The sequence below is a fragment of the Streptomyces sp. YS415 genome, from assembly GCF_023544665.1.
In the GTDB taxonomy this organism is placed as follows: Bacteria; Actinomycetota; Actinomycetes; order Streptomycetales; family Streptomycetaceae; genus Streptomyces.
In genome coordinates, this window is the sequence record NZ_JAMJFL010000003.1 from 250,814 (window position 1) to 276,922 (window position 26,109).

Annotated in this window: 22 protein-coding genes; 12 read left to right on the forward strand and 10 right to left on the reverse strand. The window is 74.0% G+C overall.

Annotation, left to right across the window (positions count from 1 at the left end; translation table 11 throughout):
* Window positions 1-37 precede the first annotated feature (37 nt).
* Together M8H82_RS05840 and M8H82_RS05845 are read right to left on the reverse strand one after the other, a co-directional pair.
* Window positions 38-898 (reverse strand): NAD(P)H-binding protein, encoded by an 861-nt coding sequence (locus tag M8H82_RS05840; protein ID WP_250071338.1) that lies wholly within the window; start codon window positions 896-898, stop codon window positions 38-40.
* A complete protein-coding gene (locus M8H82_RS05845) occupies window positions 895-1,563 on the reverse strand; it encodes a ScbR family autoregulator-binding transcription factor (RefSeq protein ID WP_250071339.1) in 669 nt (222 codons plus the stop codon). The genes M8H82_RS05840 and M8H82_RS05845 overlap by 4 nt, the downstream gene beginning before the upstream one ends.
* A gap of 176 nt (window positions 1,564-1,739) precedes the next feature.
* Between M8H82_RS05845 and M8H82_RS05850 the strand changes: the two genes are divergently transcribed.
* The 3 genes from M8H82_RS05850 (at window position 1,740) to M8H82_RS05860 (ending at window position 5,126) form a co-directional block, all read left to right on the forward strand.
* The gene (locus M8H82_RS05850) at window positions 1,740-2,654 is read left to right on the forward strand and encodes a ScbA/BarX family gamma-butyrolactone biosynthesis protein (RefSeq protein WP_250071340.1); all 915 of its coding nucleotides are present in this window, start codon (window positions 1,740-1,742) and stop codon (window positions 2,652-2,654) included.
* A 70-nt stretch (window positions 2,655-2,724) separates the two neighbouring features.
* Complete coding sequence (locus M8H82_RS05855; RefSeq protein WP_250071341.1) at window positions 2,725-3,372, forward strand: ScbR family autoregulator-binding transcription factor; 648 nt, start codon at window positions 2,725-2,727, stop codon at window positions 3,370-3,372.
* A gap of 578 nt (window positions 3,373-3,950) precedes the next feature.
* A complete protein-coding gene (locus M8H82_RS05860) occupies window positions 3,951-5,126 on the forward strand; it encodes a damage-control phosphatase ARMT1 family protein (RefSeq protein ID WP_250071342.1) in 1,176 nt (391 codons plus the stop codon).
* A 1-nt stretch (window position 5,127) separates the two neighbouring features.
* Here the strand turns inward: M8H82_RS05860 and M8H82_RS05865 are convergent, their stop codons facing one another.
* From M8H82_RS05865 to M8H82_RS05875, 3 genes are read right to left on the reverse strand one after another with little or no spacing between them, the layout of a single operon-like run.
* Entirely contained in the window at window positions 5,128-6,390 is a 1,263-nt protein-coding gene (locus M8H82_RS05865; RefSeq protein ID WP_250071343.1) for a cytochrome P450, read from the reverse strand.
* Entirely contained in the window at window positions 6,387-7,223 is an 837-nt protein-coding gene (locus M8H82_RS05870; RefSeq protein ID WP_250071344.1) for an alpha/beta fold hydrolase, read from the reverse strand. The genes M8H82_RS05865 and M8H82_RS05870 overlap by 4 nt, the downstream gene beginning before the upstream one ends.
* A 46-nt stretch (window positions 7,224-7,269) precedes the next feature.
* Window positions 7,270-8,508: an endonuclease/exonuclease/phosphatase family protein gene (locus M8H82_RS05875; RefSeq protein WP_250071345.1), complete on the reverse strand. Its 1,239-nt coding sequence runs from the start codon at window positions 8,506-8,508 to the stop codon at window positions 7,270-7,272.
* Between the two features lie 169 nt (window positions 8,509-8,677).
* On the opposite strand from M8H82_RS05875, the gene cyc2 reads away from it, so the two are divergent.
* Window positions 8,678-10,831 carry a germacradienol/geosmin synthase Cyc2 gene (gene cyc2, locus M8H82_RS05880; RefSeq protein ID WP_250071346.1) on the forward strand — a complete coding sequence of 718 codons (2,154 nt, stop codon included), beginning with the start codon at window positions 8,678-8,680 and terminating at the stop codon, window positions 10,829-10,831.
* Here the strand turns inward: cyc2 and M8H82_RS05885 are convergent.
* Window positions 10,824-12,365 carry a hypothetical protein gene (locus M8H82_RS05885; RefSeq protein WP_250071347.1) on the reverse strand — a complete coding sequence of 514 codons (1,542 nt, stop codon included), beginning with the start codon at window positions 12,363-12,365 and terminating at the stop codon, window positions 10,824-10,826. The two genes, cyc2 and M8H82_RS05885, sit on opposite strands and share 8 nt — an antisense overlap.
* 49 nt (window positions 12,366-12,414) lie before the next feature.
* Window positions 12,415-13,128 (reverse strand): hypothetical protein, encoded by a 714-nt coding sequence (locus M8H82_RS05890; RefSeq protein WP_250071348.1) that lies wholly within the window; start codon window positions 13,126-13,128, stop codon window positions 12,415-12,417.
* 88 nt (window positions 13,129-13,216) lie between these two features.
* On the opposite strand from M8H82_RS05890, the gene M8H82_RS05895 reads away from it, so the two are divergent.
* From M8H82_RS05895 to M8H82_RS05915, 5 genes are all read left to right on the forward strand, one after another.
* Window positions 13,217-14,101: a LysR family transcriptional regulator gene (locus tag M8H82_RS05895; protein ID WP_250071349.1), complete on the forward strand. Its 885-nt coding sequence runs from the start codon at window positions 13,217-13,219 to the stop codon at window positions 14,099-14,101.
* 99 nt (window positions 14,102-14,200) lie between these two features.
* Entirely contained in the window at window positions 14,201-14,782 is a 582-nt protein-coding gene (locus M8H82_RS05900) for a PDZ domain-containing protein (RefSeq protein ID WP_250071350.1), read from the forward strand.
* Between the two features lie 54 nt (window positions 14,783-14,836).
* Window positions 14,837-15,460, forward strand: coding sequence for a LysE family translocator (locus tag M8H82_RS05905; protein WP_250071351.1), 624 nt, complete (start codon window positions 14,837-14,839; stop codon window positions 15,458-15,460).
* 88 nt (window positions 15,461-15,548) lie between these two features.
* Entirely contained in the window at window positions 15,549-16,676 is a 1,128-nt protein-coding gene (locus M8H82_RS05910) for an aminopeptidase P family protein (RefSeq protein WP_250071355.1), read from the forward strand.
* Between the two features lie 49 nt (window positions 16,677-16,725).
* Window positions 16,726-17,661, forward strand: coding sequence for an aminoglycoside phosphotransferase family protein (locus tag M8H82_RS05915; RefSeq protein ID WP_250071356.1), 936 nt, complete (start codon window positions 16,726-16,728; stop codon window positions 17,659-17,661).
* A gap of 28 nt (window positions 17,662-17,689) precedes the next feature.
* Here M8H82_RS05915 and treZ read toward each other — a convergent pair whose 3' ends face one another.
* The gene (treZ, locus tag M8H82_RS05920; protein WP_250071357.1) at window positions 17,690-19,435 is read right to left on the reverse strand and encodes a malto-oligosyltrehalose trehalohydrolase; all 1,746 of its coding nucleotides are present in this window, start codon (window positions 19,433-19,435) and stop codon (window positions 17,690-17,692) included.
* A 174-nt stretch (window positions 19,436-19,609) separates the two neighbouring features.
* Between treZ and M8H82_RS05925 the strand changes: the two genes are divergently transcribed.
* The 3 genes from M8H82_RS05925 (at window position 19,610) to M8H82_RS05935 (ending at window position 22,095) form a co-directional block, all read left to right on the forward strand.
* Window positions 19,610-20,161 carry a DUF1707 and FHA domain-containing protein gene (locus tag M8H82_RS05925; RefSeq protein ID WP_250071359.1) on the forward strand — a complete coding sequence of 184 codons (552 nt, stop codon included), beginning with the start codon at window positions 19,610-19,612 and terminating at the stop codon, window positions 20,159-20,161.
* 153 nt (window positions 20,162-20,314) lie between these two features.
* Window positions 20,315-21,667, forward strand: a complete 1,353-nt coding sequence (locus tag M8H82_RS05930) for a M14 family zinc carboxypeptidase (protein WP_250071457.1) — start codon at window positions 20,315-20,317, stop codon at window positions 21,665-21,667.
* Window positions 21,664-22,095, forward strand: a complete 432-nt coding sequence (locus M8H82_RS05935) for an SSI family serine proteinase inhibitor (RefSeq protein ID WP_250071361.1) — start codon at window positions 21,664-21,666, stop codon at window positions 22,093-22,095. The genes M8H82_RS05930 and M8H82_RS05935 overlap by 4 nt, the downstream gene beginning before the upstream one ends.
* A gap of 36 nt (window positions 22,096-22,131) precedes the next feature.
* Here M8H82_RS05935 and M8H82_RS05940 read toward each other — a convergent pair whose 3' ends face one another.
* Window positions 22,132-23,382, reverse strand: a complete 1,251-nt coding sequence (locus M8H82_RS05940) for a M14 family zinc carboxypeptidase (protein WP_250071362.1) — start codon at window positions 23,380-23,382, stop codon at window positions 22,132-22,134.
* 320 nt (window positions 23,383-23,702) lie between these two features.
* Window positions 23,703-26,048: a malto-oligosyltrehalose synthase gene (gene treY, locus M8H82_RS05945; RefSeq protein ID WP_250071365.1), complete on the reverse strand. Its 2,346-nt coding sequence runs from the start codon at window positions 26,046-26,048 to the stop codon at window positions 23,703-23,705.
* Window positions 26,049-26,109: the final 61 nt, after the last annotated feature.

Sequence of the window (26,109 nt, forward strand, 5' to 3'; positions counted from 1 at the left end):
GTCGGCCGGTGCGGATGGGGCACCGGCCGGCCCGTCGTCACGTCCCGTCCCTGAAGGCGCCCAGATGATCCCGCGCCCACTCCCGGTAGCTCCCCGCGGGCCGCCCCAGCAGCTTCGCGACCGTCGGGTCCACCTGCGTCTTCGCCCCGGCCCTTCCGCGTGCCGCGCTCTCGGCGAGTGCCTCGGCGATCGGCGCCGGATAGCGGACGCGCAACCGGCTCAGCGCCTCGGCCACGGTCAACTCCTCGAAGCGCACCGGACGTTCCAGCAGCTCACCGAGGATGCGGGTCTGATCCGCGGCGCTGATCGCCTCGGGTCCGGTGAGCGCGTACGTCCGACCGGCGTGCGCGTCGGGCTCCAGCAGGGTCAGCGCGGCCACGTCGGCGATGTCCCGCGGGTCGACGGTGGCGTTGACCGCGCTCCCGCCCGCCGCCCGTACGACACCCTCGGCGCGGACGGAGTGGGCCCAACCCAGGGTGTTGGACATGAACGCGCGCGGCCGGAGGAGGGTCCACGGCAGGCCCGAGGCCGTGAGGAGCTGCTCGTTGCGGCGCTGCCAGGCCGTGATCAGGTCGGTAGCGTCGGGGTCGGTGACCGCCAGCGCGGACAGCTTCACCACCTGTCGTACCCCGCACGCGCGCGCCGCCGTCAGGAAGTGCTCGTCATGGGTGTGGGTCAGCGGGTTCGCGGAGACCAGCAGGGCGGAGGTCACACCGGTCAGGGCGCTCCGCAGACTCCCCAGGTCGTCGAAGTCTCCGCCGCACACCTCCACTCGGGGACCGGAGAGGTCCGCGGCCCGGTCCGGCCGGCGGGTCAGCAGACGCAGCGCGGTGGTGCCGCGCAGCCTGCGCGCGACCAGGCCGCCGACGGTTCCGGTCGCCCCGGTCAGCAGGATCACGGTTCGGCCCCCTGCATCAGCTGGGCCTCCTCGTCGAGCGAGGCGAGGATCCGCACGCCCCGGTCCGGGGCGGTGTCGATCCGGACCAGCAGCGCCGGTACCGCGATGCTCGGCAGGACGTGCGCCCACAGCACCGAGAGGCGGTGCGCGAGATCCTCCCGCCCGGTCAGCGCCCGGGACATCAGCTGGATACCGGCGAACGAGCCGACCAGCAGTTCCACCGTGTCCCTCGGCACGACCGTGGGCAGCAACTCGCCCTGCTTGTCCGCCTCTTCCAGCAGGTCGATCAGCCGGTCCGCCCATTGCCGGAACGGACCGCTGTGATCGACGCCGGGGGGTGTGCACTGGTCCACGGTCAGGCGCACACTGCCCTGCAGCAACGGGTTGTGCATGAGCCTCCGGCCGAGGACGTAGCCCATGTCCACCATTTCCTGGAGCTTGCACGGCTGCGGCGGCACCGCACCGAACGGCACCTGCTCGTCCAGGACGGCCTGGGCGAGCGACTCCTTGGAAGGGAAGTGGAAGTACAGGGCGCCCTTGGTGACTTCGGCGCGCTCCAGCACCATGGAGATGGTCGTCGAGGCGTAGCCGTGCTCGTCGAACACCGCGCCAGCGGCCTCCAGGATGGCTCTGCGCGTCCTGATGGCGCGCTCCTGCTTCGCCATAAGCGCCCCTTCGATGCGCCGAGTTGACCGGATGGCCCACAGTACGACGGCCCGGACGCGGACCGGTCCCGGTCACCCTGGTCTCATTGAAAACAAACCGGTCGGCTCGTACTGTAGCGCTCACGGCACGGGCACCTCGCCGTCTGTCAGCACTGCCGAGGGAGCCAGGGAGAGACATGCCTGAATTGCCGCAACTCGCTGGTGTCCCGACGGTGCCCGGGCCCCTCACGGCCACCGTGCCGCGTCAGCTGGTGCATCGCGCGGCCGTGGCCGAGACCCTGATCACCGGCTGGCGCCGGACCGGAACCGACCAGTTCAGGGTAGCCGCGCAGTGGCCGCGGGCCCACCCGGTGCACGTGTCGAGCGACCGTACCGCATACGAGCCGCTGCTCGTCACCGAAACCGTCCGGCAGAGCGGGACGCTCCTCGCCCACACCGAGTACGCGGTGCCGATGGGCTACCGGTTCGTGCTTCAGGAGCTGCATGTCACCACCCGCCCCGACCGCCTCGGCGTAGGTCCCGTGCCCGCCGAACCGGACGTCGCCGTACAGATCTTCGACGTCCGCCACCGGTCCGGACGCGTGGCCGCGTTCCGCCTCTCCGCGGCCGTGACCGTCGACCGCACGCAGGTCGCGACCGCGTACTTCGCCGCGTCCTGGACCAGCGAGCCCGTCTACCGCAGGCTGCGCGGCGGCCGTACCGCAGCCGATGTCACCGCCCTGACCCCGCCGCCCGGGCTGTCGCCCGCCGAAGTGGACCGCACCGTGGCCGCCGATGTCGTACTCGCGCAGCCGGACCGGGCGGGGCGCTGGCAGTTGCGAGCAGATACCGCGCATCCCGTTTTCTTCGATCACCCCCTCGACCATGTCCCCGGCATGCTGCTGCTGGAGGCAGCCCGCCAGGCCGTGCAGGTGATGGGAGGCGGGAAGCGTGTGCCGGCGTCCTACCAGGCGACGTTCAACCGGTACGCCGAACTGGACCGGCCCACGTGGATCGAGGCGGAGTGGGGTGCCGACGGTGAGCTCCAAGTCGTCGGCATCCAGGGGGATTCGGCAGTCTTCGCATGCCGGGTAGGCACGGTGGCGTATTGAGCTATTGTGTACGGGGAGTAAAAAACAAACGGCATGACCCGTTCTTTTCCGCCCCAGGAGTGTCCAGCCGATGGCGAGGCAGTTACGCGCTGAACAGACCCGCGCGACGATCATCACCGCTGCCGCCGACCTGTTCGACCGGCGCGGGTACGAGTCGACCAGTCTGAGCGACATCGTCGAGCACGCCCAAGTCACCAAGGGCGCGCTGTACTTCCACTTCGCGGCCAAGGAGGACCTGGCCCACGCCATCATGGAGCTGCAGTCCCAGGCCTCCCGCCAGATCGCCGACGAGATGGACGCGCGCGGCTACTCCTGCCTGGAGGCGCTGATGCGCACCACCTTCGGCATCACCCGGCTGTCGGTCGAGGGCCCGATCCCCCGGGCCGGACTCCGGCTCGCCACCGGGGGCGTGGCCGTGAAGGCTCCGCTACGGCACCCCTTCACGGAGTGGCTGGACATCTCGACCCGCAAACTCCTGGGCGCCGTCAAGGAGTCGGACGTCCATCAGGACGTCGACGTCGACGCCGCGGCCCATTCCCTCGCCTGCTCCTTCGTCGGCACCCGAGTCGTCGGCCGCGCCCTCGAACCCGTCGCCCGCCAGCCCCGCCGGGTCGCCGAGATGTGGCACCTGCTGATCCGCGGCATGGTCCCGGTACCCCGCCGCCCCCGCTACCTCGCCCTCACGGCCCAACTGGAACGCGAGACGAGAGCCTGCTGACCGCGTCCCTACCGGTGTCCCGCCGTCTTCCCTACCTGGCCCACACCGGCTGGCCGGAGCGTGAGCGCGGAGGCTGCCGAGCGCGTCCTGCGCGCGATACGGCCGCCAGCCCCGCCGGGGGCCGCGTCGTGGCGCCTGCTGGTCTGCGGCATGGAGCCGGTGTCTCGCCGCTCCCGTTGCCTCGCCCGCACCGGCCTGGGGGAGCGCGTGAAGCGGGGCTGCTGAGTGCGGGCCCGTTCGACCCCGGGGCGCCAGTCCGTCAGCCGCCCGGTCATCACCCGCAGGCCCCGTGGGTGGCCGGGTCGTGGCGCCTATTGGTCTGCGGCATGGAGCCGGTGTCTCGCCGCTCCCGCTGCCTCGCCCGCACCGGTCAGTCGGAGCCCGTGACGCATGACCGCTGAGCACGGTCCCGCTCGCCCCCAGGGGTGCCAGTCTGTCGGTCGCCGGGCAGCCAGCCCCGCTGGGTCACTGAGCCGTCAGCCCTCCCGCCCCGCTGGGTCGCCGGGCCGCCCGCCCTCCCGCCCCGCCAGTCCCGCCGCCCCCTGCCCGGTAGGGCTGGGCGCGGTACCGTCGGCCGTATGCGCGTCTCCCCGCCCGTGATCACCGGCGACGAACCCGGCTCCTTTCCGCACCGCGTCCTCACCGAGCGGCACCCGGCGATCATCCGCCAGGTCCGCGAGGCCGTCCCGTACGGGCCCGAGCGGCAGGTGGCGCTCGACGCGCTCCTCGACCAGTGCACCAAGGGCGTGGTCGAACCCCTCCCCGCCGACGCGCACGACCGGGACCGGTGGCGGGAGTGGGGCACCACCGCCTACGCCGGCCGGCCGTGGACCGACGTGCCGTGGCTGTGGGCGGAGAGCTACTTCTACCGCCGGCTCCTCGGCGCGACCGGCTACTTCACCCCCGGTCCCTGGCAGGGCATCGACCCCTTCCGGCCCGCCAAGCTCGCCGAACTGCACTCCACGGAGACGGACGAGGAACTGGCCGCGCTGGACGACCTCGCCCCGCTGTCACCGGACGAGCGAGACCGCGCCCTGCTGCACGGCTCCCTGTGGGGAAACCGCGCCGACCTCGGCTTCCGGCTCTCCGCCGCCGACGGCGCGGCGGCGGACGGCACCCCGCCCCTGGTCGCCGACGACAGTGAAGCCCTGTGGTCACTGCTCCCGCCCGGCTCGGCGGCCCCGCTGCTCTGCCTGATCGCCGACAACGCCGGCCGCGAGCTCATCCCCGACCTGCTCCTGATCGCCCACCTCCTGGCCGGCGGGCGCGTCCGGCGGGCCGTCCTGCACGTCAAGCCGTACCCGTACTTCGTCTCCGACGCCACACCCGCCGACGTCCTCGACGCCCTGCACCGGCTCAGGTCGGCTGAGGGCGCGGCACGGACGTACGGCGAGACGCTGTGGGCCGCGCTGACCGACGGCCGGCTCGCCATCCGCGCCCACCCGTTCAACTGCGCGCCCCTGCCCTACGAGCGGATGCCCGCCGACTTCCGCGCGGAACTCGCCGAGGCCACGCTGACCGTGCTCAAGGGAGACCTCAACTACCGGCGCCTGGTGGGCGACCGCAGATGGCCGCCGACCACCCCCTTCGCCGACGTCACCACCGGCTTCCCGGGCCCGGTCGCCGCCCTGCGCACCCTGAAGTCCGAGGTGATCACCGGCCTGGACGCCGCCACCGAGGCCGCCTTGACCGCCGCCGAGGACCAGCGCTGGCGCACCAGCGGCACCCACGCCCTGATCCAGGTGCGTCCCTGACTCAGGTCACCCGCACCGGCAGTGACTTGATCCCGTTGATGAAGTTCGACACCAGCCGCCCGGCCGGACCCGCCGTGCGCAGCACGGGCAGCGCCCGCACCGCCTCCCGGTACAGCACCCGCAGTTGCAGCCGCGCGAAGTGCGCGCCGAGACAGACGTGCGGGCCGTCCCCGAAGGAGACATGCGGGTTCGGCGCCCGGGTCAGATCCAGCCGGTCCGGCTCCGCGAAGACCCGCTCGTCCCGGTTGGCGGAGGCATGGAAGACGACGACCTTGTCCCCGGCACGGATCCGCCGCCCGGCGAGTTCGGTGTCGTGGTCGGCCGTGCGGCGGAAGGTCAGGACGGGCGGGTGCCAGCGCAGTAACTCATCTACCGCAGAGGGGAGTTCGGTATCGCCGGCGCGGAGCCTCTCGTACGACTCCGGGTGCTCGGCGAGTGCCAGCAGGCCGCCCGGGGCCGCGCCGCGCACGGTGTCGTTCCCGGCGACGGTGAGCAGGAAGAAGAACATCTCCAGCTCCTCGGCGGTGAGTTCGGCGTCGTGCGCGAGGATGGTGAGCACGTCGTCGGCCGGGTACCGCCGCTTGTACGCGGCCAGTTGGCGGGCGTACGCGAACATGTCCCGCAGCATCGCCGGGGAGCGCGGGTTGACCGGCTTGCCCGCCTCGTCCAGCACCGGCGGGCCCGCCTCGTCGGGGTCCTGGTAGCCGATGACCCGCTGCGTCCAGTGCAGCAGCAGCCCCCGGTCCGGCTCCGGGACGCCGAGCAGGTCGGCCAGGTTGAGCAGAGCGTAGTCGTCGGTGACGGAGGCGACGAGATCGACCGTGCCGTCCCCCTCGCGGGCCGTCTCCAGGGCCCGCGCGAACAGGTCCTGCGCGCGCTTCTCGGCGACCGCGGTGAAGCGGTCGACGCGGCCCGGGGTGAACGCCCGGCTCACCAGCCGCCGCAGCCTGCCGTGTCCCGGCGGATCCTGGTTGAGCATCATCCGCCGGATGAACGGCAGGTCCTCCGGGTCCGGGTCCCGGATCTGCGTGGCGCCCAGCCGGGACGAGTACGTCAGCGGGTCCTTGAGCACCCGGACCACGTCTGCGTGCCGGGTCACCGCCCAGAACCCGGGGCCGGCCGGCCAGCCCAGCACCTCGGGCTCGTCCTGCCAGGCCACCGGGTGATGGTCACGCAGCACACGGTAGGCGGCGTGGGGCACGCCGGTGGCGTACTGGCGCGGGTCGAAGACGTCGGGGACGGGCGGGGAGGGGCGGAAGGTCACGCCTCCTCGCCCTCGGCCGCCGCGCCGGGCTGGTCCGCCCCGCCCTCGGGGCCGGTGCCGTCCTCGTCGTCCGCGTCGAGGAAGGCCTCCACCACCTGGATCAGCTCCAGCGGGGTCTCGTCCATGGCGTAGTGCCCGGCACCGGACAGCTCCCGCACCTCGCCGTACGGATACCAGCGCTGCCACGTGTCGCGCAGCAGCGACGCCGACAGCGCCGGGTCGAGACGGCCCGCGACGGCCAGCGCGGGCACCCGGGCGCCCGCCACCTCGGCGTGGAAGTCCTCCCGGGCCCAGGAGTCCAGCCAGGCCCGGTATGCCTTCGCGTCGCTCACCGCGAGCGACCGGTTGACCATCCGGTCCAGCCAGGCCGTGGGCCGGACGCCCCCGGTGGTGAAGTCGATGATCGTACGGCGGTTCTCCGGCAGGTGCGCCGAGTCCGCGAAGAGCCGCCACTGCTCGGCCGGGAGCGGCAGCCCCGACGCGGGCACCGGGGAGACGCCCACGATCCGGCGCAGCCGCCCGGGCGCCGACGCCAGCAGCCGCTGGGCCACCGACCCGCCCATCGAGTGCCCCACCACCGAGAACCGCTCCCAGCCCAGCCGGTCGGCCAGGTCCAGCAGGTCCTGTGCCGCCTCGGCCGTCGAGTAGCTGCCGACGGCGTCCTTCGCCTCGCCGTAGCCCCGCAGATCGACCAGCGCGTAGGTGAAGGACGTGCCGTCGAGGTCGGGCCGGACGCTCGCGTACGCGGACCGGTCGGCGAACCAGCCGTGCACCGCGAACACCTTGTGCGGGCCGTCGCCGTGCAGCTCATGAGGGAGCGTGAAGGAGGTCATGCGCTTACGGTGGCGCCCCGGCCCGGCCTCGGCAAGAGCGCGCGTTTCAGCGGACGTACACGTCCTGCCACACCAGCCGGTGGTCCGATGTGGGCACGTTCGCGCCGCCACCGACCAGCCGGTGCAGCGGATCGTCGGACGTCGGCCAGAACACGCCGTTCGCGCCGGGGGTCAGACCGCGGGAGGGCAGGACGTAGTCGACGCGCAGATTGCCCGGGGCGGTGTCGTTGAAGTCCGCGGTGTCGTAGGCCGGGTCGCCGGTGTGCGAGGCGTTGGCGCCGCCCTGCAGCCGCGCCGCCTCGACGGCTCCGGCGCTGGACGGCGGACCGGCGGGCGGGCGGATCGCCGGGTGGTCCAGCAGCAGCCGGATGGCGCCGCCGTAGCTGTCGCCGTCGTGCGGGTCGGCGTTCTGGTCGCCGGCCAGCACGAACCGCGACCCCGGCCGCAGCCCGCCGCGCATCCCCCGGTCGTCGTACAGGTACGCGCCGCGCCGGCGCCCGCCGACGTAGTCGGCCCACAGCCGGATCTCGTCGTGGTTGCGGCGGCCGTTGCGGTCCTCGGGGCCGTCGAAGGTGGGCGGCGTGGGGTGCGACACCAGGAAGTGCACGGTGTCCCGGCCGATGCGCACCGGCACGTCCCAGTGGCTCTTGGAGGACAGCTGGAAGACCGCCGTCGCCTCGGCGCTGTAGTAGCCCGGGGGCATCAGATGGCCCGGCATGTCCTTCCACAGGAAGCGCTGGAAGCTGCGCACGGCATGCGTGGCGATCGGGTACTTGGACAGCACCACCATGCCGTACTGCCCGGGGAACCAGCCGTATCCGAAGGCGTCCTGCCCGTACGCGTCCGAACCGGGCGTCGTCACCGCGCCGCCCCGGCCGTCGAGGTCGAGCCCGGAGGCGACACCGGTGTTGACCGGCGCGGTGAAGGCGTACGGGTAGCGGACCGGCTCGGCGCCGCGCTGCCCGACGGCGAGGTAGTTGTCCCGGAAGAGGCGGACCGCGGCGCCGCCCGCGACGTGGTCGAACTCGTTGATCAACAGCACATCGGGGTCGACCCGTTGGATCGTCTCCGCGACATTGCGCGCCTGGACGTTGTCCGGCGTGGACAGGTCCGCGACGAGCGCGCCCTCGGCGGAGCGGTTGAGGGAGGCGTTGAAGGTGGCGAACCGGACCGCGCGGCCGTGGCGTTCGGCCGCCGAGGCGGGCCACGCGGCGGTGCCGGCCAGCGCCGCCCCGGCGAGCGAGGCGAGGGCGGTACGGCGGGACAGGGCTCCGGGCAGGTTCATCGGGACTCCGGCGGGGAGGAGGGACGCGAGAACCTCCGTAGTCTGCGCGCGTAGAGGTGAACGCCACAAGGGCCCTTGGGAATGCGGAGGTTCATCCCGGATTCACGCGATGGTGTGATCATGTCCCGGCCCGAGGATGGCCGCCGGTGGCGCCGGGTAGTGCCCGGCCATGACGCAGCCCTTCGAACTCCCGCACTTCTACATGCCGTATCCCGCTCGGCTCAATCCCCATGTCGACGAGGCCCGCGCCCACTCGACCGTCTGGGCCCGCGAGATGGGCATGCTGGAGGGTTCCGGGATCTGGGAGCAGTCCGACCTCGAAGCGCACGACTACGGCCTGCTCTGCGCCTACACCCACCCCGAGTGCGACGGCCCCGCCCTCTCCCTGATCACCGACTGGTACGTGTGGGTCTTCTTCTTCGACGACCACTTCCTCGACATGTACAAGCGCACCCAGGACCGCGCCGCCGGCAAGGCCCACCTCGACCGGCTCGCCCTGTTCATGCCGATGGACCTCGGCACGCCGGTGCCCGAGCCCGAGAACCCGGTGGAGGCCGGGCTCGCCGACCTCTGGAAGCGCACGGTCCCCGCGATGTCCGCCGACTGGCGCCGCCGCTTCGCCGTCGCCACCGAGCACCTGCTGAACGAGTCGATGTGGGAGCTGTCCAACATCAACGAGGGGCGGATCTCCAACCCCGTCGAGTACATCGAGATGCGCCGCAAGGTGGGCGGCGCCCCCTGGTCCGCGGGTCTGGTGGAGTACGCGCAGGCCGAGGTGCCCGCCGCGGTCGCCGGGACCAGGCCCATGCGGGTGCTGATGGAGACCTTCTCCGACGCCGTGCACCTGCGCAACGACCTGTTCTCCTACCAGCGCGAGGTCGAGGACGAGGGCGAGCTGAGCAACGGCGTCCTGGTGCTGGAGACCTTCTTCGGCTGCACGACCCAGGAGGCCGCCGACACCGTCAACGACGTCCTCACCTCCCGGCTCCACCAGTTCGAGCACACCGCCCTCACCGAGGTCCCCGCGCTGGCCGTGGAGCGGGGCCTGACCCCGGACGAGGTCGCCGCCGTCGCCGCCTACACCCAGGGACTGCAGGACTGGCAGTCCGGCGGCCACGAATGGCACATGCGCTCCAGCCGGTACATGAACGAGCGCGCCCGCTCCACCAGCCCCTGGCACGGCCTCACCGGACCCGGCACCTCCGCCGCCGACGTCGGCGCCCTCCTCGCCGCGGCCGGCGCCGAACGCCTGCGCGCCTACACGCACGTGCCGTACCAGAAGGTCGGGCCGTCCCTGATCCCCGACATCTACATGCCGTTCCAGGTGGAGCTCAGCCCCCATCTGCCCGGCGCCCGGCGGCGGCTCGTCGACTGGACGCACCGCATGGGCATGCTGGAGGAGGGCGTCTGGGACGAGGACAAGCTCGCCGCCGCCGACCTGGCCCTGTGTTCGGCGGGCCTGGACCCGGACGCGACCGAGGAGGCCCTCGACCTCAGCGCCGACTGGCTCGCCTGGGGCACCTACGGCGACGACTACTACCCCCTCGTCTTCGGCCACCGCCGCGACCTGGCCGCCGCCCACCTCACCACCCAGCGCCTGGCGGCCTGCATGCCCGTCGACGGCGAGGAGCCCCTGGCCCCCGCCAACGCCATGGAACGCGCCCTCGGCGACCTGTGGGCCCGCACCACCGCCGGGATGTCGCCCGGGCAGCGGCGCACCCTCAAGGACGCGGTGAACGTCATGACCGAGAGCTGGGTGTGGGAGCTGTCCAACCAGCTCCAGAACCGCATCCCCGACCCGGTCGACTACCTGGAGATGCGCCGCGCCACCTTCGGCTCCGACCTCACGATGGCCCTGTGCCGCATGGGCCACGGCCCCTCCGTGCCGCCGGAGGTCTACCGCAGCGGCCCGGTGCGCTCGCTGGAGAACGCCGCTGTCGACTATGCCTGCCTCCTCAATGACGTCTTCTCGTACCAGAAGGAGGTCGAGTACGAGGGCGAGATCCACAACTCGATCCTGGTGGTGCAGAACTTCTTCGGCTGCGACTACCCGACCGGGCTCGGCGTGGTGCATGACCTGATGACCCAGCGCATGCAGCAGTTCGAGCACGTCGTCGCGCACGAACTACCGGTCGTGTACGACGACTTCGACCTGACCGAGGAGGCGCGCGAGGCCATGCGGACCTATGTGGCCGACCTGCGGAACTGGATGGCGGGCATCCTGAACTGGCACCGCGAGGTCGACCGCTACAAGCCCGCCTACCTGGCCCGCCGCGCCCACGGCTTCCTGCCGGACCGGCCGCCCGCCCTGCCCGTCAGCTGAGGCCCGTCAGGTCCCCCACCCGCTCGGAGGTCTCCTCGGCGAGCTTCCGGGCGCCCGTGGCGGCGTTCCCCGAGAGCTCGCCGAGTATCGCGTCGGCCAAGGCGAGGAGGGCGCGGGCCTCCTCCGGGAGGCCGGCGTCGGCGAGGGCCCCGGTGAGGGCGTAGTGCTCCTCGGCGATGAAGCGGCCGAAGTTGGTCCGGCTCCAGTGGCGCAGCGAGTCGTCGCCGGGGTCGGCCAGGAGCGCACGTGTCGACGCCAAGGTGCGCACCGCCTGCGGCAGATGTCCGCAGGTGCGCTCCAGCCGGGCCTGGTCCCGCAGCTCCGAGATCCGGTCCCACGCCGTGTCCTGGAGCGCGGCGTACAGGCGCTGGGCGCGCAGGGACTGGGGGAGGTCACCGGCCCGTTCCAGAGCACATGCGAGCCGGCCGAGCCGTGACGTGTCCAGCCGGGCCGGATCGCCGGGCCGTCGCAGGATGCTCCGGTCCAGGAAGATCTCGTCGAGTTCGCGGATCAGCGCCACCCGGGCGAGTTCGGTCAGCCCCTGGTCCAGGGCGAGGTCGGTCCAGGTGGCGAGTCCTTCGTCGGCGGGATCGGTGCCGAACATCATGTCGTCCAGCTCCTCGGCCCAGCGTGTCAACTCGGCGGCGTCCGAACCCGGTTCCGGGATCTCGCTGAGCCCGCAGTGCGTGTCGAAGTCCGTCTCGCGGACCTCGTGCAGCAGCGGCAGATCGGTCACGTCCCCGTGCCGCCCCACGAGGACCGCGGCGAGCCGCAGTTCGTCCGTCATCGACGACTCCGTCTCCCGCCGCAGCAGATGCCGGAGCAGGTCCAGGTCGCCGTCCGCGCGGTCGAACTGCGCCGCGCGCAGGGCGAGTCGGCGCCGTACGGCATCCCCCACTACCGCGTCCCACGCGGTGCGGTCGCCCGCCCGCAGCAGGGCCAGATCCGCCCGGCCCCGGGCGAGCACCGGCTCCCACAGCGGGGGACGGGGGTGCTGGTCGAGCAACCGGTAGGCGCCGCCCTCCTCCTCGTTGAGCAGCAGGAAGTCGGGTTCCGTGCGCAGGAGCGCGGTGTGCAGCAGGGTGACCAGATCGAACGGGGAACGCGCGGGGAGGCCCAGGGCCGTGCGGAGTTCCTCCCGCGCCGCGTAGAAGCCGTCGTCGTCCTCGCGGAGTTCCGCCTCCAGCTCCGCGACGCGCGCGAGGACGGCCTGCTCGCCGTCGTGCGGGGAGAGGTTCACGCAGTCGAACCAGCAGGGCAGGCCGATCACCACCTCGAGCGCCTCGTCGGCGGAGGAGCCGATGATCCCGGCCCCACCCTCCGAATCGGCGTAGAGCACCGAACCGTCCGCGCACCCGAAGTACGTACCGCCCGAGCCGCTGCCCGCGACGACCTCGATCGGGCCGCCCGAGGCGAGGCGGACCGGCTCGACATGGCCGTGGGCGGCACGGCTCAGGTCGAAGTCGAAGGGGAAGGCGGCCAGTTCCGCGAGCCGCGGATCCTGCCGCAGCTTGCGCAGCGCGTGATCGGTCATGTCACAGAACGTAACAGCCCCTGCTGACAACGGGCCCCGGCCGGCCGCCTCAGACCGGTTGACCTGCGTGTTCGACGGCCGCCCTGGCCCAGGCCGTGACCACCGGGTGTGGTCGGGAGCCGTCGCCGGACAGCTCCGGCTGGAAGAGCGAGGCCAGGAAGAAGGGGTGGCCCGGCAGTTCGGCGATCCGGACCTGGCCGTCCTCGTCGCGCCCGGAGAAGCGCAGTCCGTGAGCGGTCAGCGTGTCGAGGTGGCGCGAGGGGCCGTAGGCGCAGAAGTAGCGCTCGACGGTCCGCTCCGAGCCGATCACGGAGTGCGCGAGCGAGTCCGGCTCGATGGTGACCACGGCCTCGTGGCCCACCAGTGAGCAGGCCAGCGGCTCGATGATCGGGTCCTCGGCGGACGGGTCGTTCTCGGCGTGCGCCACGCCGGTGAGCCCGCAGACATGGCGGGCGTACTCCAGCACCGCGTGCTGGAACCCGGCGCACGTCCCCAGGAACGGAATGCGCTGCTCGCGCGCCGTGCGGATCGCCGCGATCACACCGGCCTCGCTGCGGTACGGGCTGCCCGGAACCACCCACAGCGCGTCGAACCCGTCCACGGCGCCCGGGGCGCCGGCCTCCTCGGTCGGGATCCAGTACGCGTCGAGGACCAGCCGCTCACGGGCGGCGAGGGCATCGAGCAGCAGGGGAATGCGGGTGTGCGACACGACATTGGGGGAGCGGTCGCCGACCAGGGCGATCCGCGCGAAGGTCTCGGTCATGCCCGCCATCCTCGGCGCGCCCCCGAGTTCACGTCCAACGATGATCCCTGCACGCTCGATAAGCGGAACTGATGTCATTCTCAGGGGCATGGACCCGCATCTGCTGCGCACCTACGTCACGGTCGCCCGCCTCTCCTCCTTCTCCGAGGCGGCCCGCGACCTCGGCTACACCCAGTCGGCCGTGTCCCAGCACATCGCGGCCCTCGAACAGGACCTCGGCACCCCGCTGCTCACCCGCCGGCCCGTCGCCCCCACGGCGGCCGGCGCCCGGCTGCTGGAACACGCGGCCCCGCTGCTGCTGCGCCTGGACGCGGCCCGTGCCGACGTCGTCCGGATGGCCGCCGCGCCCGCCCACGGCCTGACCCTCGCCGCCGCGCCCACCGCCCTCGGACCCCGCGTCCTCGCCGTGCTCCCGGCCGCCGGGGTGACCCTCAAGGTGCTGCCCCGGGACGGGATCCCGGCGGCCGTCGCCACCGGCTCCGCCGATCTGGGCCTCGTCGACGGTCTGGCCGCCCCCAGCGATCCGCTGCGACTGCCCGACGTGGCACCGCTGACCACGCGCGGCGCGGGCGAGGAACCGGTGTGCGTGCTGCTGCCGCGGACGCACCCCCTGGCCGGACGGCCCGGACTGCGCCTCGGCGACCTCGCCGACGCCCGCTGGCTCGACGCCCCCGACGCGGGACTCCCGCTCGCCCAGCTCCGCGCGGCGGGCGGCGGTCACGGCTTCCGCCCCTCCCTGCGCTACGAGGGCACCGACGTCCGGGCCCTCACCGCGCTGGCCGTCGCCGGGCACGGCCTGACCCTGCTCCCGCGCTCACTGGCCACGGGCGTGCCGGGCGGCGTCGCCGTGCCGGTCACCGCGCCCCGGCTCGTGCACCGCACGGAACTGGTGCACGCCGGCCCGCTCCAGGGGGCGGCACATCGCTCGGCAGCGGCACTCGCCTCCCCTGACCGGGGAGGCTTCCGCTCCTGACCGGCGGTCAGTCTCACTCGTTCGTGGCACGTCGTGCGCCGGCGCCCCGGGTAGTCCTCCAGCCGGAGGCGATCCGTAGCCTCCGGCCGGAGGCGAGCCATGGAACAGACCGCGTTGCGTCCCAAGCCGATGCCCGGCCAGGAGCCCGGCGGCGGCACGAGGCAGCCGGCCGCCCGGCGCCCGCACGCCGCCCGCCGGCGCGGACGCCGGCTCAGGACGCTGCTGCTCGCCCTGTTCGCCGGCACGGTCCTGGTCCTGTCCGGCGTCGGCCTGGGCACGGTCGCCGCCACGGTGATCGGCATGAGCAAGCTGGCCGAGCTGAAGCAGGCGGGCCCCGGTCCGCGCAGCGCACCGGCGGCCCCGGCGGACCCGCGCCCCACTCCGTCCGCCGCACCGAGCCCGGCTCCCGCGCCGGCCAGGGCCACCCTCGGGGTGGAGGCCGTGGACGCCGACAAGGCGGGCGCCGAGGTGATCGGCGTGCACGTGCCGGGCCCCGGCTACGCGGCGGGCCTGGTCCGCGGCGATGTCCTCCTGGTCTTCGGCACGACCCGCATCGACGACGCCGCCGACCTCGCCCACGCGGTGGCCCGGGCCAGGCCCGGCACCGAGGTCGCCCTGACGGTGCGTCACCGAAGCGGCGGCTACCAGCAGCTGACCGTGACCCCCGGCGTCGTCACCTGAGCCCTGTCGGAAAACCCCTGTCCCCACAGCCGGCGCTCCGGCCACGATGACCCCATGCTGACCACACTCCTCGCCTTCCTCGGCGCCTGCGCCCTGGTGGCCGCCTCGCCGGGACCCAGCACGGTGCTGATCATCCGGCAGTCGCTGCACAGCCGCCGCTCCGGCTTCCTGACCGTGCTCGGCAACGAGACCGGCGTCTTCGTCTGGGGCGTCGTCGCCGCCTTCGGCCTCACCGCCCTGCTGACCGCCTCGGAGGTGGCGTACGACGTGCTGCGCGTCGTCGGCGCGGTCGTCCTGGTCGGCTTCGGCATCCAGACGCTGCGGACGGCCCGCCGCACCCGCGACGAACCGGAGGGCGAGGCCGGGGAGGGCGGCGGCCGCAGCGGCTGGGCGTCCTACCGCGCGGGCCTGCTGCTCAACCTCGCCAACCCCAAGGCGGCCGTCTTCGCCCTCTCCTTCCTGCCGCAGTTCGTGCCCGACGGCGCCCCGCACCTGCCCGCCATGGTGGGCCTCGCCGCGCTCTGGGCGGTCTACGAGATCGGCCACTACGGCCTTTACGTGTGGTTCGTCGGCCGCCTGAAGAGCCTGCTGTCCCGCGCGGGAGTGCGCCGACGGCTCGAGCAGGTCTCCGGAGGCGTGCTGCTGCTCCTCGGCGCCCGGATGGCCCTGGAGGGGTGAGCCCGGGTCCGTCGACCGGCTCGCGCCGCCCCCGCCGTCCGGGCAGGATGCTGCCCGTAGTCACCTTCACCCGCCCAGGGAGGCCCGGATGACCGCCCCTACGCCCGCTCCCTTCACCGCCGACGACTACCGCGCCCGCATGGAGCGCGCCGCGCGGGCGGCCGCCGACGCCGGACTCGCCGGGCTGCTGGTGGCGCCCGGACCCGACCTGGTGTGGCTCACCGGCTACGCACCCACCGCCGTCACCGAACGGCTCACCCTGCTCGTCCTCGTCCCCGGCCGGGACCCCGGCCTGATCGTCCCCGCCCTGGAGGCCCCCGACGCCGCGAAGGCGACCGGCGCGCCCGCGCTGACCCTGCTCGACTGGACCGACGGCAAGGACCCCTACGCCGTCACCGCGGCCCTGCTGCAGCGGGACGGCCGGTTCGGCATCAGCGACAACACCTGGGCCATGCATCTGCTGGGCCTGGCCAAGACCCTGCCCGACTCCTCCTACGCCTCCCTCACCGAGGCGCTGCCGATGCTCCGGGCCGTCAAGGACGAGGCGGAACTGGACCGGCTGGCAGCCGCGGGCGCGGCCGCGGACGCGACGTACGAGGAGATCCGGACGGTTCCCTTCGCGGGCCGCAAGGAGTCCGAGGTCGCCGCGGACCTGGCCCGGCTGCTGCGGGAGCACGGACACGAGACGGTCGACTTCACGATCGTCGCCTCGGGACCCAACGGCGCCAATCCCCACCACGAACCCGGGGACCGCGTCATCGAGCGCGGTGACATGGTCGTCCTCGACTTCGGCGGCCTCCGCGGCGGCTACGGCTCCGACACCTCCCGCACGGTCCACGTCGGCGAGCCCACCGACGAGGAGCGCCGGGTCCACGACCTGGTGCGCGCGGCCCAGGAGGCCGGTTTCCGGGCGGTGCGGCCCGGCGTCGCCTGCCAGGAGGTGGACCGGGCCGCCCGCGCGGTCATCACGGACGCCGGGTACGGCGCGTACTTCATCCACCGCACCGGGCACGGCATCGGCGTCACCACGCACGAGCCGCCGTACATGATCGAGGGCGAGGACCAGCCCCTCGTGCCCGGGATGTGCTTCTCCGTGGAGCCCGGCATCTATCTGCCGGGCCGGTTCGGGGTACGCATCGAGGACATCGTCACGGTCACCGAGGACGGCGGCCGCCGCCTCAACGACACCACCCGCGAGATGGTCATAGTGGACTGAAACGGCCCCAGGAGTCCCGGCACCCTCCCACCGACCCACGGCGCGACCCATGACCCAGGCACCGACACCCACCGCGGACACCGTCCGCCGACTGGTCCGCTCCCTGCTCAAGGACGGTGCGGACGACACCGCGGGACCCGAGGTCCGGCCCGTCGCCGAGGGCGGCGCGTCCGCCACCTGGTGGGTCGGCGCCCGCCATGTGCTGCGCCTCGCACCCGACCGCGAGACCGCCGTCCGGCAACGCCGCGAGCTGCGGCTGCGCGATCTCGTCCGGCCGTACGTCCCGGTCGCCGTGCCGACCAGCGTCGCGCACGGCGAGTGGGCGCCCGGGCTGACCTACACGCTGGACACCAAGGTGCCCGGCGGCTCGGCCGACGCGCACGACGTGTCCGCCCTCGGCGAGGCCGACCTTGCCGGACTGCTCACCGGGCTGCGCGAGGTCCCCCTGCGGCAGGCCGAGACGCTCGGGGTGCCGCGCACCGGACCGCGCTCCCTGGAGGGGCTGCGCCGGGCCGCCGAACGCGCCGCCCGGCGCCTGGACCCGGCCGACGACTTCGATCCCGGCCGGCTGCACCAGCTCACCCAGCCGGCCGCGGTGCAGCTCGCCGCCCAGCCCGGCAGCTCCGTCCTCGTCCACCACGGTCTGACCGGCGAGCACCTGGTGGTCAGCGCGGACGGCCGGGTGCTCGGCGTCCTCGGCTGGACCGACACGGTGGTCGGGGACCCCGCCGAGGACATCGCCGGACTCGCCCGCGCCGTCGGCTCCCCGGCCGCCGTCCGCGCCGCCACCCTGGCCGGCTACGGCGCCCGCCCCTGTCTGCGCGGCCTGTGGCTGGCCCGCTGCGACACCGTCCTGCACCTCGCCGAGGCCCTCGACGGCACCCGCCGCGCCCCCCTGCCGCCGCTGCGGCGGCAACTGGAACTGGCCTGGGAGGCGATCCTGCTGGAGCGGGTCACCGAACTGAGGGACGACGAAGGGTCGTAGGCCCTGTCCGAGCGGAAGCGCCTGGCGCTCACTCCTGGAGCAGCACCACGCACGACTCCCCGGGCAGGTGCAGCACCCCGTCCGCGCCGGGTGCCTCCACGGGCTCCCAGGCGGCCAGTACGCGCGCCTGGCGGGGGCCCAGCGGGATCCGCGCCGGTTCCCCGGCGAGGTTGACGGCCACCCGCACGTCCCCGCGCCGGAAGGCGAGCCAGCGCTGCCGCTCGTCGTAGGCCACCTTGGTGTCGGCGAGGTCCGGGTCGGTCAGGTCCGGCTGTTCGTGCCGCAGGGCGATGAGCCGGCGGTACCAGGCCAGCACGCGCGCGTGGGGCTCGCGCTCGGGCTCGGACCAGTCCAGGCAGGAGCGGTCGCGGGTCGCCGGGTCCTGCGGGTCGGGCACGTCCTCCTCGGCCCAGCCGTGCGCGGCGAACTCCCGGCGCCTGCCCCGCCGTACCGCCTCGGCGAGCTCGGGGTCGGTGTGGTCGGTGAAGAACTGCCACGGGGTGCCGGCCGCCCACTCCTCGCCCATGAACAGCATCGGCGTGAACGGCGCGGTCAGGGTGAGCGTGGCCGCGCAGGCCAGCAGGCCGGGGGAGAGGGAGGCGGCCAGCCGGTCGCCCTGGGCGCGGTTGCCGACCTGGTCGTGGGTCTGGGTGTAGCCCAGCAGGCGGTGTCCGGCCGTCCGCGAGCGGTCCAGCGGCCGTCCGTGCCGGCGGCCGCGGAAGCTGGAGTAGGTGCCGTCGTGGAAGTACCCGCCGGTCAGCGTCTTGGCGACGGACGCCAGGGGGGAGCGCCCGAAGTCGGCGTAGTAGCCCTGGGCCTCGCCGGTCAGCGCGGTGTGCAGGGCGTGGTGGAAGTCGTCGTTCCACTGGGCCTGGAGCCCCAGTCCGCCGTCCTCGCGCGGGGTGATGATCCGCGGGTCGTTCAGATCGGACTCGGCGATCAGGAACAGCGGCCGTCCCACCTCGGCCGAGAGCGCGTCCACCGCGGTCGACAGGTCCTCCAGGAAGTGGCACGCGCGGGTGTCCCGCAGCGCGTGCACCGCGTCCAGCCGGAGTCCGTCGATCCGGTAGTCGCGCAGCCAGGCCAGGGCGCTGCCCAGGAAGTAGTCGCGCACCTCGTCGGAGCCGGGCGCGTCCAGGTTGACGGCGGCGCCCCAGGGCGTGTGGTGCGTCTCGGTGAAGTACGGCCCGAAGAGGGGCAGGTAGTTGCCGGACGGGCCGAGGTGGTTGTGCACCACGTCGAGCACCACCCCGAGACCGAGGTGGTGCGCCCGGTCGACAAACCGTTTCAGCGCCTCGGGCCCGCCGTACGGCTCGTGCACCGCCCACAGCGAGACGCCTTCGTACCCCCAGCCGTGCCGGCCGGGGAAGGGGCACAGGGGCATCAACTCGACGTGGGTGATCCCCAGTTCCACGAGGTGCCCGAGCCGCTCGGCGGCGGCGTCCAGGGTGCCCTCCGGGGTGTACGTGCCCACGTGCAGCTCGTAGAGGACCGCGCCCGGCAGCGCGCGTCCGGCCCATGCGGCGCTCCAGGTGTGGCGCCCGTGGTCCACGACGGCGCTCCGCCCGTCCGGACCCTCGGGCTGGCGGCGCGAGCGCGGGTCGGGCAGCACCGGCCCGTCGTCCAGCGCATAGCCGTACCGGGTGCCGTCCTCGGCGTCCGCCTCCCCCTGCCACCAGCCCTCCCGCTCCGGATCGCGCTCCAGCGCGCGTGTGGCGTCCCCGTAATGGAGCGTCACCCGGTCGGCCTGCGGTGCCCACACCTCGAACTGCACGGACGGTTCCCCTTCGTCTGCTCACCGTGATGTAGCCCGTCCATGGTGCTTCAAACGAGATCGATCCGCTTTTGAATCTTCCCTTTTGGGGCCGGTGTCGTCGCACTACGCGCGCGTGGCGGGTGTTTTCGCGGCTTCTGGACACCCCGGGCCCGGCTGACCGACAATCACGAGGTGACGTCGTCCTTCGAGTTCCCCACGTACCCCGCGCGGCTCTCCGACGCGGAGCGCGACAAGGCGCTGAAGGTGCTCCGTGACGGTGTCGCCCTGGGACGGCTCTCGCACGACACGTTCATCCGGCGCATGGAGCTGGCCCTCGCCGCCCGCCGCGCCGACGAACTGCTCGCCCTCACCGCCGACCTGCCCCAGGAGAACCGGTTCTCCCGGATGGTCCTCGGCGGCGTCGAGGCGGTCTCCGGGTTCGGGGTACGGCTGCGCAGGGCCTGGCAGGCCGAGCGGCTGCCCAAGCTGCTGCTGCCCCACCCCGGCGGCGGTCACCCGCTGCGCATCGGGCGCGACCCCGCCAGCGGGCTGCGGCTGACCCACGAGACGGTCTCCCGGGGGCACGCCGAGCTGACCCGGCAGGGCGGCATGTGGCTGCTGCGGGACCTCGGTTCGACCAACGGCACCACGGTGAACGGACGGCGTGTCATCGGGACGGCCGTGGTCCGCGCGGGCGACCAGGTCGGCTTCGGGCAGCTGGCCTTCCGGCTCACCGTGAACTAAGCCGTGCCTTAGCTCTGGCCTGGGCTTTACGGGGCGCGGTGGGGGAAATCCCTTTGCTCGCGGGGGCGTTGACGTACCAGCGCAGCCGTGACTGACTGTACGTACCTCAGCCACATCAAGTGAACCGACGGCACCGGCTCGCGGAGGTGCGCCCTGCTGCCCCTCCTCCGCTACCCGACCGCCGACGAACTCGGCGCCCGGGCGGCCGCGTTCGTCACCCGCCATCCCTCGGACGCCCGGCTGCGCCGCGTCGGGACCTCCCGCGGAGGCAGCCCGCTGTGGCTGCTCTCCGTCGGCCACGGCAGCCGCCAGGCCCTCGTCGTCGCCGGACCGCACGCCAACGAACCCGTGGGCGGCGCCACCGCCCTCCGGCTCGCCGAACGGGTCCTCGCCGACCCCCGCCGCGACGAGGACGCCGACGCCACCTGGAACCTGCTGCTCTGCCTCGACCCCGACGGACTGCGCCGCAACGAGGGCTGGCTCCAGGGCCCGTACACCCTCGGCCGCTACTTTCGGAACTTCTTCCGCCCCGGCTTCCTGGAACAGCCCGAGTGGCTGCCCGACGGGGCGGACCGCGCCACGCTGCCCGAGACCCGCGCCCTGCTCGACCTCCAGGACGAGCTGCGCCCCTTCCTGCAGTGCTCGCTGCACGGCGTCGACGTCGGCGGCGGCTTCGCCGAGCTCACCCACGACCTGCCCGGCTTCCCGCGCCGCCTCGCGCACACCGCCGCCCGCCTGGGCATCCCCCGCGAACTCGGGCCGTACGACACCCTGTACTGGCCGCGCCTCGGGCCCGCCGTCTACCTGATCCCGCCGCCGCGCCGGGGCGACCTCGCCGCCGCCATCACCGAGGCCGCCGTGGAGTCCACCTGGTTCCACCCCTACCGGTACGGCACGGTCACGGCGGTGGTCGAGGCACCCATGTGGGGGGTGGCCGCGGTGGAGGACGACACCATCCCCGCCGACGCGGCCGCCGTCCTGCGCACGGTCAGCCGCGCCCTGCGGCACGACTCCCGGCTGCTGGCCCGCCTCCTCACCCGCCTGCGCCACCACCTGCCCGCCACCCAGGAGACCGCCCGCCTGCTCGCCCCGGTCGACGACTACGTGCTGGTCTGCCCGGGGCTCGCCGACACCTGGGACCCCGACATCGTCACCGCCGACGCCCACCCCCTGCCCCCGCTCAGCACCGCCCACCTGGCCACCCTGCGCATCGCCGGGCGACGGCTGGCGCTGCGCACGGCGGGGCTGCTGCACCGGCTGGTGGCCGGCTCGGGCCGGGACCCGGCGGGGGTGCTGCCCGAGCTGGACCGGCTCATCGACCTGTGGTGCGCCGACTACCGCGACGGCTGCGGGGCGCGGTGGATACCGGTCGCACGCCAGGTCGAGTACCAGTCCCGGGTGGTGCTCGCCGCGTTCGACCTGGCCTCGCGCCACCCGCGCGCGGGTTCCCGTTCGGGTGAGCAGGGGTGGGGTTCCGAGGCCGCCGTGCCGATGCATCGGGAATGACACACTCCACCACAGTGAAGGCGGGACGGGCCGGTGTCCGGGGCGTCCTGCTCGCGGCGGTCTCCGTCCTCGTCCTCGCGACGGTTCCGGCGCAGGCGGTCGAGCGGGAGACCCTCCCCGACAACTGGCTCTACCTCACGCTCACCACGGGCGACGCGCACTCCGGCCGCACCCGCGGCGCACTGCTGATGTGCGACATGCCCCAGGGCCACGCGCGCGCCGCCGAGGCCTGCGCGGCCCTGGCGGCGGTCGACGGCGCCATCGACCGCATCGCCCAGCGGGACGCGATCTGCCCGATGGTCTACGCCCCGGTCACCGCCCGGGCGAGCGGCCGGTGGAACGGCCGTCCGGTCGAGTTCCACCGGCTGTTCGGCAACGCGTGCGAGCTGACGGCGCGGACGGGGGCGGTGTTCGCCCTGGACGACTGACCGGTGCGCGCGCCCCCGGCACGCGCGTGGCGGCTCTCACGCCGCCCGGTCGCGCGCGTGCCGGGCCGCCGCGACGACCGTGCGGGACTGGTGCTCGACCTGGTGCTCCAACGGCACCCAGCGGGCCCGGAACCGCCGCTCGAAGGAACCGCTCCAGGACGCCACGAGCCGTTCCAGACCCGGCGCCGCACGGTCGTCCGTCTCCTGCAGCACTCGCAGCAGCATGGCCGCCGCCCGCAGCGGCAGCCGGCGCGCGAAGGCGTCCACACTGCCGATGTACGCGCGCGTGTCGTCCACCGGCGCCGTGCGCGTCCAGTCCGCGGCCAGCCCCGGCACCAGCTCCAGCGCCCAGCGCGTGGCCCGCAGCAGCGGTCCGTCGGCGCCGTCGAGCCGGGGCAGCACCTCGGTGAGCACCCGCTCCACCTCCCGCGTGTCCCGCAGCAGCCGGCCCGCGAGCCGCCGCATCGCCGCCACCGGCGCCGGATGCGGTACCGGGTCGTCGACCAGGTCGCTCGCCCACATCGGCACCTCCACGACCGCCGTCATCCCGCCGTACCGGTGCACGTGGTGCCAGGTGCTGTGCCGGGCGTCGTCCGGCATGCTCGGGTACGCCATCGCCGCCCCCGCCGCCGGCATCACATGGACGCCGGGCCCGGACGCAGGCCAGCCCGCGGCGTCCGCGGCGCCGGTCTCCACCGGGATGTTCAGCTCCGCCGCCGACTTGGCGAACGGCTCGGCGAGCCCGGGCAGGTCCTTCGTCAGCTGCACCCAGCTGCCGCCCAGTTCGGTGCCGTGCAGGGTGGCCTGGAGGTAGGGGCGCAGTTCGTCGATGACCCCGGTCAGGGCGCGGGTCTCCGGCGGCAGCCGGTCGGGCGGCAGGACCGCGGGCGACCACTCCGGCTGCTCGGGGCCCGCCGGCCGGAAGAAGCCGAGGTGGTAGTCGAACAGGCTGCGCGGCGCGGGAGTGACATGCAGGCTCGCCCCGTCGGGATCGGCGCACAGCAGGAAGTGCCAGGAGGTGTCGGTCCGCAGCGCCCGCTCGTGCAGGACCCGTTCGGCCAGCGCGAGCAGGGCCGGGCCGCCGGTCGGCTCGTTGGCGTGGGCGCCCGCGACGACCAGCACCGCGCGCCGCGCACGGCCCACGGACAGCAGATGCAGAGGGCGGCCCGCTCGCGACAGGCCCACCTCCCGCAGTGTGCACGGGCCCGGTCGTTGTGCCGCCAACGCCCGGGCCGCCGAGACGACTTCGGTCACCGTGGGGTAGCGCAGCTCCGGCAGGAGACTCACCCCCGTCACGTCCGCCCGGCCTCGCAATCCGCAGTACCCCACGGCCGCCGTGCACTGTCAAGGACAGCCAGGGGGAGGCTCCAGGGGGCGCCCAGGGGCACGGCACGCCGACCGGCGGGGCGGCCGGTGCCGACGGGAGCCGTGGGGGAGGAGGCGGACACCGGCGGCCCCCGGAAGCGGGGAAACGCGGGGAGCGGCGCCGTACACCACGACGCGCCGCCCGCGCGGGGCGGACGCGGGGAGCGCGCGCGGCGGCGAGCCGGTCGTACAGCCCGCCCCGCGGCGCGTGCCATCGCGGCGCGCGCCCGCCCGCGGCCTCCTCAGACCCGTTCCAGCAGCACCACCGGAAGCGGCTCGAACAGCTCCGCCACGCGCACGTGCCCGGTGAACTCCCGTCCCGGTGTCAGCACGTCGGCCCACCGCCCCGGCGGCAGCTCCAGCCCTGTCTCCCGCCAGCCGCCCGCCTCCGCCAGCCGCAGCGACAGCCGGGTCACCGCGGTGACCACCTCCTGCGAGCGCGCGAACGCCACGCAGTGCGCCGCCGCCGGACCCTGCGCGGACAGCGGTGCGTACGTCGCCGCCTCACCGAAGGCGGCCGGCCTCCGTGCGCGCAGCCGCAGCGCCGCCGCGGTCAGCGTGTTCTTCTCGCCGGTCTCCAGGGGCGGGTAGTGCACCGGCCGCCGGTTGTCCGGGTCCACCAGGGCCCGGTACTCGCCCTCCGTGCCCTGGTACACGTCGGGCACACCCGGCATCGTCAGCTGGACCAGGGCGGTGCCCAGCACGTTCGCGCGGATGTGCGGCGCGAGCCGGTCGCGCAGGGCGGCCACGTGGGCGCCGGGCGGACCGCAGGGCCCCGCGGTGACGAAGGCCGCCACCGCCTCCTCGTACGGCGGTTCCTGCTCCGTCCAGCTCGTGTAGAGGCCTGCCTCCCGCACGTGCTTCAGCAGCGCCTCCCGCACCCGCTGCGGGTCCGCGGGGCCGAGCCCGAACACCGTCTGCCAGGCGGCCCACGCCAGCTGCGCGTCGGGCACGCCCTCGCCGGAGCGGGTCACCTCGGACAGCAGGTCCGCCCACCGCTGCGGGCATTCGGTGAGCACCGCGAGCGCGGCCCGGACGTCGGCGCTGCGCTTGGTGTCGTGCGTCGACACGACGGTCCCCGTCGTCGGCCAGTCGCGCTGCACGCGCGCGCAGTAGGCGTGGAAGTCCTCCGGGGACATCGCGGGACTGCCCGGGTTCCCGCCCACCTCGGTCGCCGACAGCAGCGGCACGTAGCGGTAGAACGCGGTGTCCTCCACCGACTTGGCCCGCAGCGCCGACGCCGTCTGCGCGAACCGGGTGCGGAACTCCGTCCGGTCGGGGCCGTCCCCGTCCCGCCCGAGCACCAGGTCCCGTACGACGTCGACCGCGCCGGCCTCCTCCGGGACGGCGAAGGCGTGCCGGGCCTCGGCCGCCGCCTCCTCGGTGACGACGGCGGCCGGGTCGCCGGAGGCGTAGGGCCGGTAGACCTCGAGCCGGACGAGGAGTTCCTGGAGCGCGGTGCGCAGCGCCCAGGGCGCGCGGTCGCGCAGCGCGGGGTCCGGCGAGGTGGTGCAGACCCGGTCGGCGACCCGGGTCAGCCGCTCGGTCTCCGCGGCCAGCTCGTGCCTGAGGACCTTGTACGCGGCCCGCCGCACGGTCGTCTCCCACTGCCCGCCCCGGTCCGTCTGCGGCGCCGCGAAGCGCCGGTACTGGCCGAGGAGTTCCCCGTGCCCGGCCGGGTCCGTGAAGAGGCCGTCGATGTGCCGCAGGGCGTCGTAGCCGGTGGTCCCGGCGACGGGCCAGGAGGCGGGCAGGTGCTCCCCGTCCGAGAGGATCTTCTCCACGACCGTCCAGCGGCCCCCGGTCGCCTCGTGCAGCCGCCGCAGATAGCCGTCGGGGTCGGCGAGCCCGTCGGGATGGTCGATGCGCAGCCCGTCGATCACGCCCTCGTGGAGCAGCGCGAGGATCTTGTCGTGGGTGGCCTCGAAGACCTCCGGGTCCTCCACCCGCACCCCGATGAGCTCCGAGATGCTGAAGAACCGGCGGTAGTTCAGCTCGGTCCGGGCCAGCCGCCACCAGGCGAGGCGGTACCACTGGGCGTCCAGGAGCTGGGGCAGCGGCAGGTCCTCGGTGCCCTGGCGCAGCGGGAACGCCTGGTCGTAGTAGCGCAGCACGTCGCCGTCGACCTCCAGGCGGCCGAGCTCCTGGCCGAGCGGACCGCCGAGCACCGGGAGCAGCACCTGCCCGGCCTGTGCCTCCCAGTCGATGTCGAACCAGCGCGCGTACGGCGACTTGGGGCCCTCGCGCAGCACCTCCCACAGGGCCCGGTTGTGGCGCGGTGCCATCGCCATGTGGTTCGGCACGATGTCCACGATCAGGCCGAGCCCGTGCTCCCGGGCGGTACCGGCCAGCGCGCGCAGCCCCGCCTCGCCGCCCAGTTCCTCCCGCACGCGCGCGTGGTCGACGACGTCGTAGCCGTGCGCCGAGCCGGGCACCGCCTCCAGCACCGGGGACAGATGCAGGTGCGAGACGCCGAGCGAGGCCAGGTACGGCACCGCCTCGGCCGCGGCGGCGAAGGGGAACTCGGGCTGCAGCTGCAGCCGGTACGTGGCCGTGGGCGCCACCGTGTCAGGTCGCTCAGGTGTCATGGAAACGTACGTACCCGCCCTGCCGCCCTTCGTGTCATCCTCCCCTCCACGTGGCCCCCGC

What these genes read in the sequence shown, in the direction of transcription:
- M8H82_RS05870 (WP_250071344.1), bottom strand. Translation starts at nt 7,223, where the DNA reads ATGACCTCCTTCACGCTCCCTCATGAGCTGCACGGCGACGGCCCGCAC.
- M8H82_RS05875 (WP_250071345.1), bottom strand. Translation starts at nt 8,508, where the DNA reads ATGAACCTGCCCGGAGCCCTGTCCCGCCGTACCGCCCTCGCCTCGCTC.
- M8H82_RS05935 (WP_250071361.1), top strand. Translation starts at nt 21,664, where the DNA reads ATGACACACTCCACCACAGTGAAGGCGGGACGGGCCGGTGTCCGGGGC.
- M8H82_RS05855 (WP_250071341.1), top strand. Translation starts at nt 2,725, where the DNA reads ATGGCGAGGCAGTTACGCGCTGAACAGACCCGCGCGACGATCATCACC.
- M8H82_RS05910 (WP_250071355.1), top strand. Translation starts at nt 15,549, where the DNA reads ATGACCGCCCCTACGCCCGCTCCCTTCACCGCCGACGACTACCGCGCC.
- M8H82_RS05850 (WP_250071340.1), top strand. Translation starts at nt 1,740, where the DNA reads ATGCCTGAATTGCCGCAACTCGCTGGTGTCCCGACGGTGCCCGGGCCC.
- M8H82_RS05905 (WP_250071351.1), top strand. Translation starts at nt 14,837, where the DNA reads ATGCTGACCACACTCCTCGCCTTCCTCGGCGCCTGCGCCCTGGTGGCC.
- M8H82_RS05845 (WP_250071339.1), bottom strand. Translation starts at nt 1,563, where the DNA reads ATGGCGAAGCAGGAGCGCGCCATCAGGACGCGCAGAGCCATCCTGGAG.
- M8H82_RS05900 (WP_250071350.1), top strand. Translation starts at nt 14,201, where the DNA reads ATGGAACAGACCGCGTTGCGTCCCAAGCCGATGCCCGGCCAGGAGCCC.
- treY (WP_250071365.1), bottom strand. Translation starts at nt 26,048, where the DNA reads ATGACACCTGAGCGACCTGACACGGTGGCGCCCACGGCCACGTACCGG.
- M8H82_RS05895 (WP_250071349.1), top strand. Translation starts at nt 13,217, where the DNA reads ATGGACCCGCATCTGCTGCGCACCTACGTCACGGTCGCCCGCCTCTCC.
- M8H82_RS05860 (WP_250071342.1), top strand. Translation starts at nt 3,951, where the DNA reads ATGCGCGTCTCCCCGCCCGTGATCACCGGCGACGAACCCGGCTCCTTT.
- M8H82_RS05915 (WP_250071356.1), top strand. Translation starts at nt 16,726, where the DNA reads ATGACCCAGGCACCGACACCCACCGCGGACACCGTCCGCCGACTGGTC.
- M8H82_RS05885 (WP_250071347.1), bottom strand. Translation starts at nt 12,365, where the DNA reads ATGACCGATCACGCGCTGCGCAAGCTGCGGCAGGATCCGCGGCTCGCG.
- M8H82_RS05890 (WP_250071348.1), bottom strand. Translation starts at nt 13,128, where the DNA reads ATGACCGAGACCTTCGCGCGGATCGCCCTGGTCGGCGACCGCTCCCCC.
- cyc2 (WP_250071346.1), top strand. Translation starts at nt 8,678, where the DNA reads ATGACGCAGCCCTTCGAACTCCCGCACTTCTACATGCCGTATCCCGCT.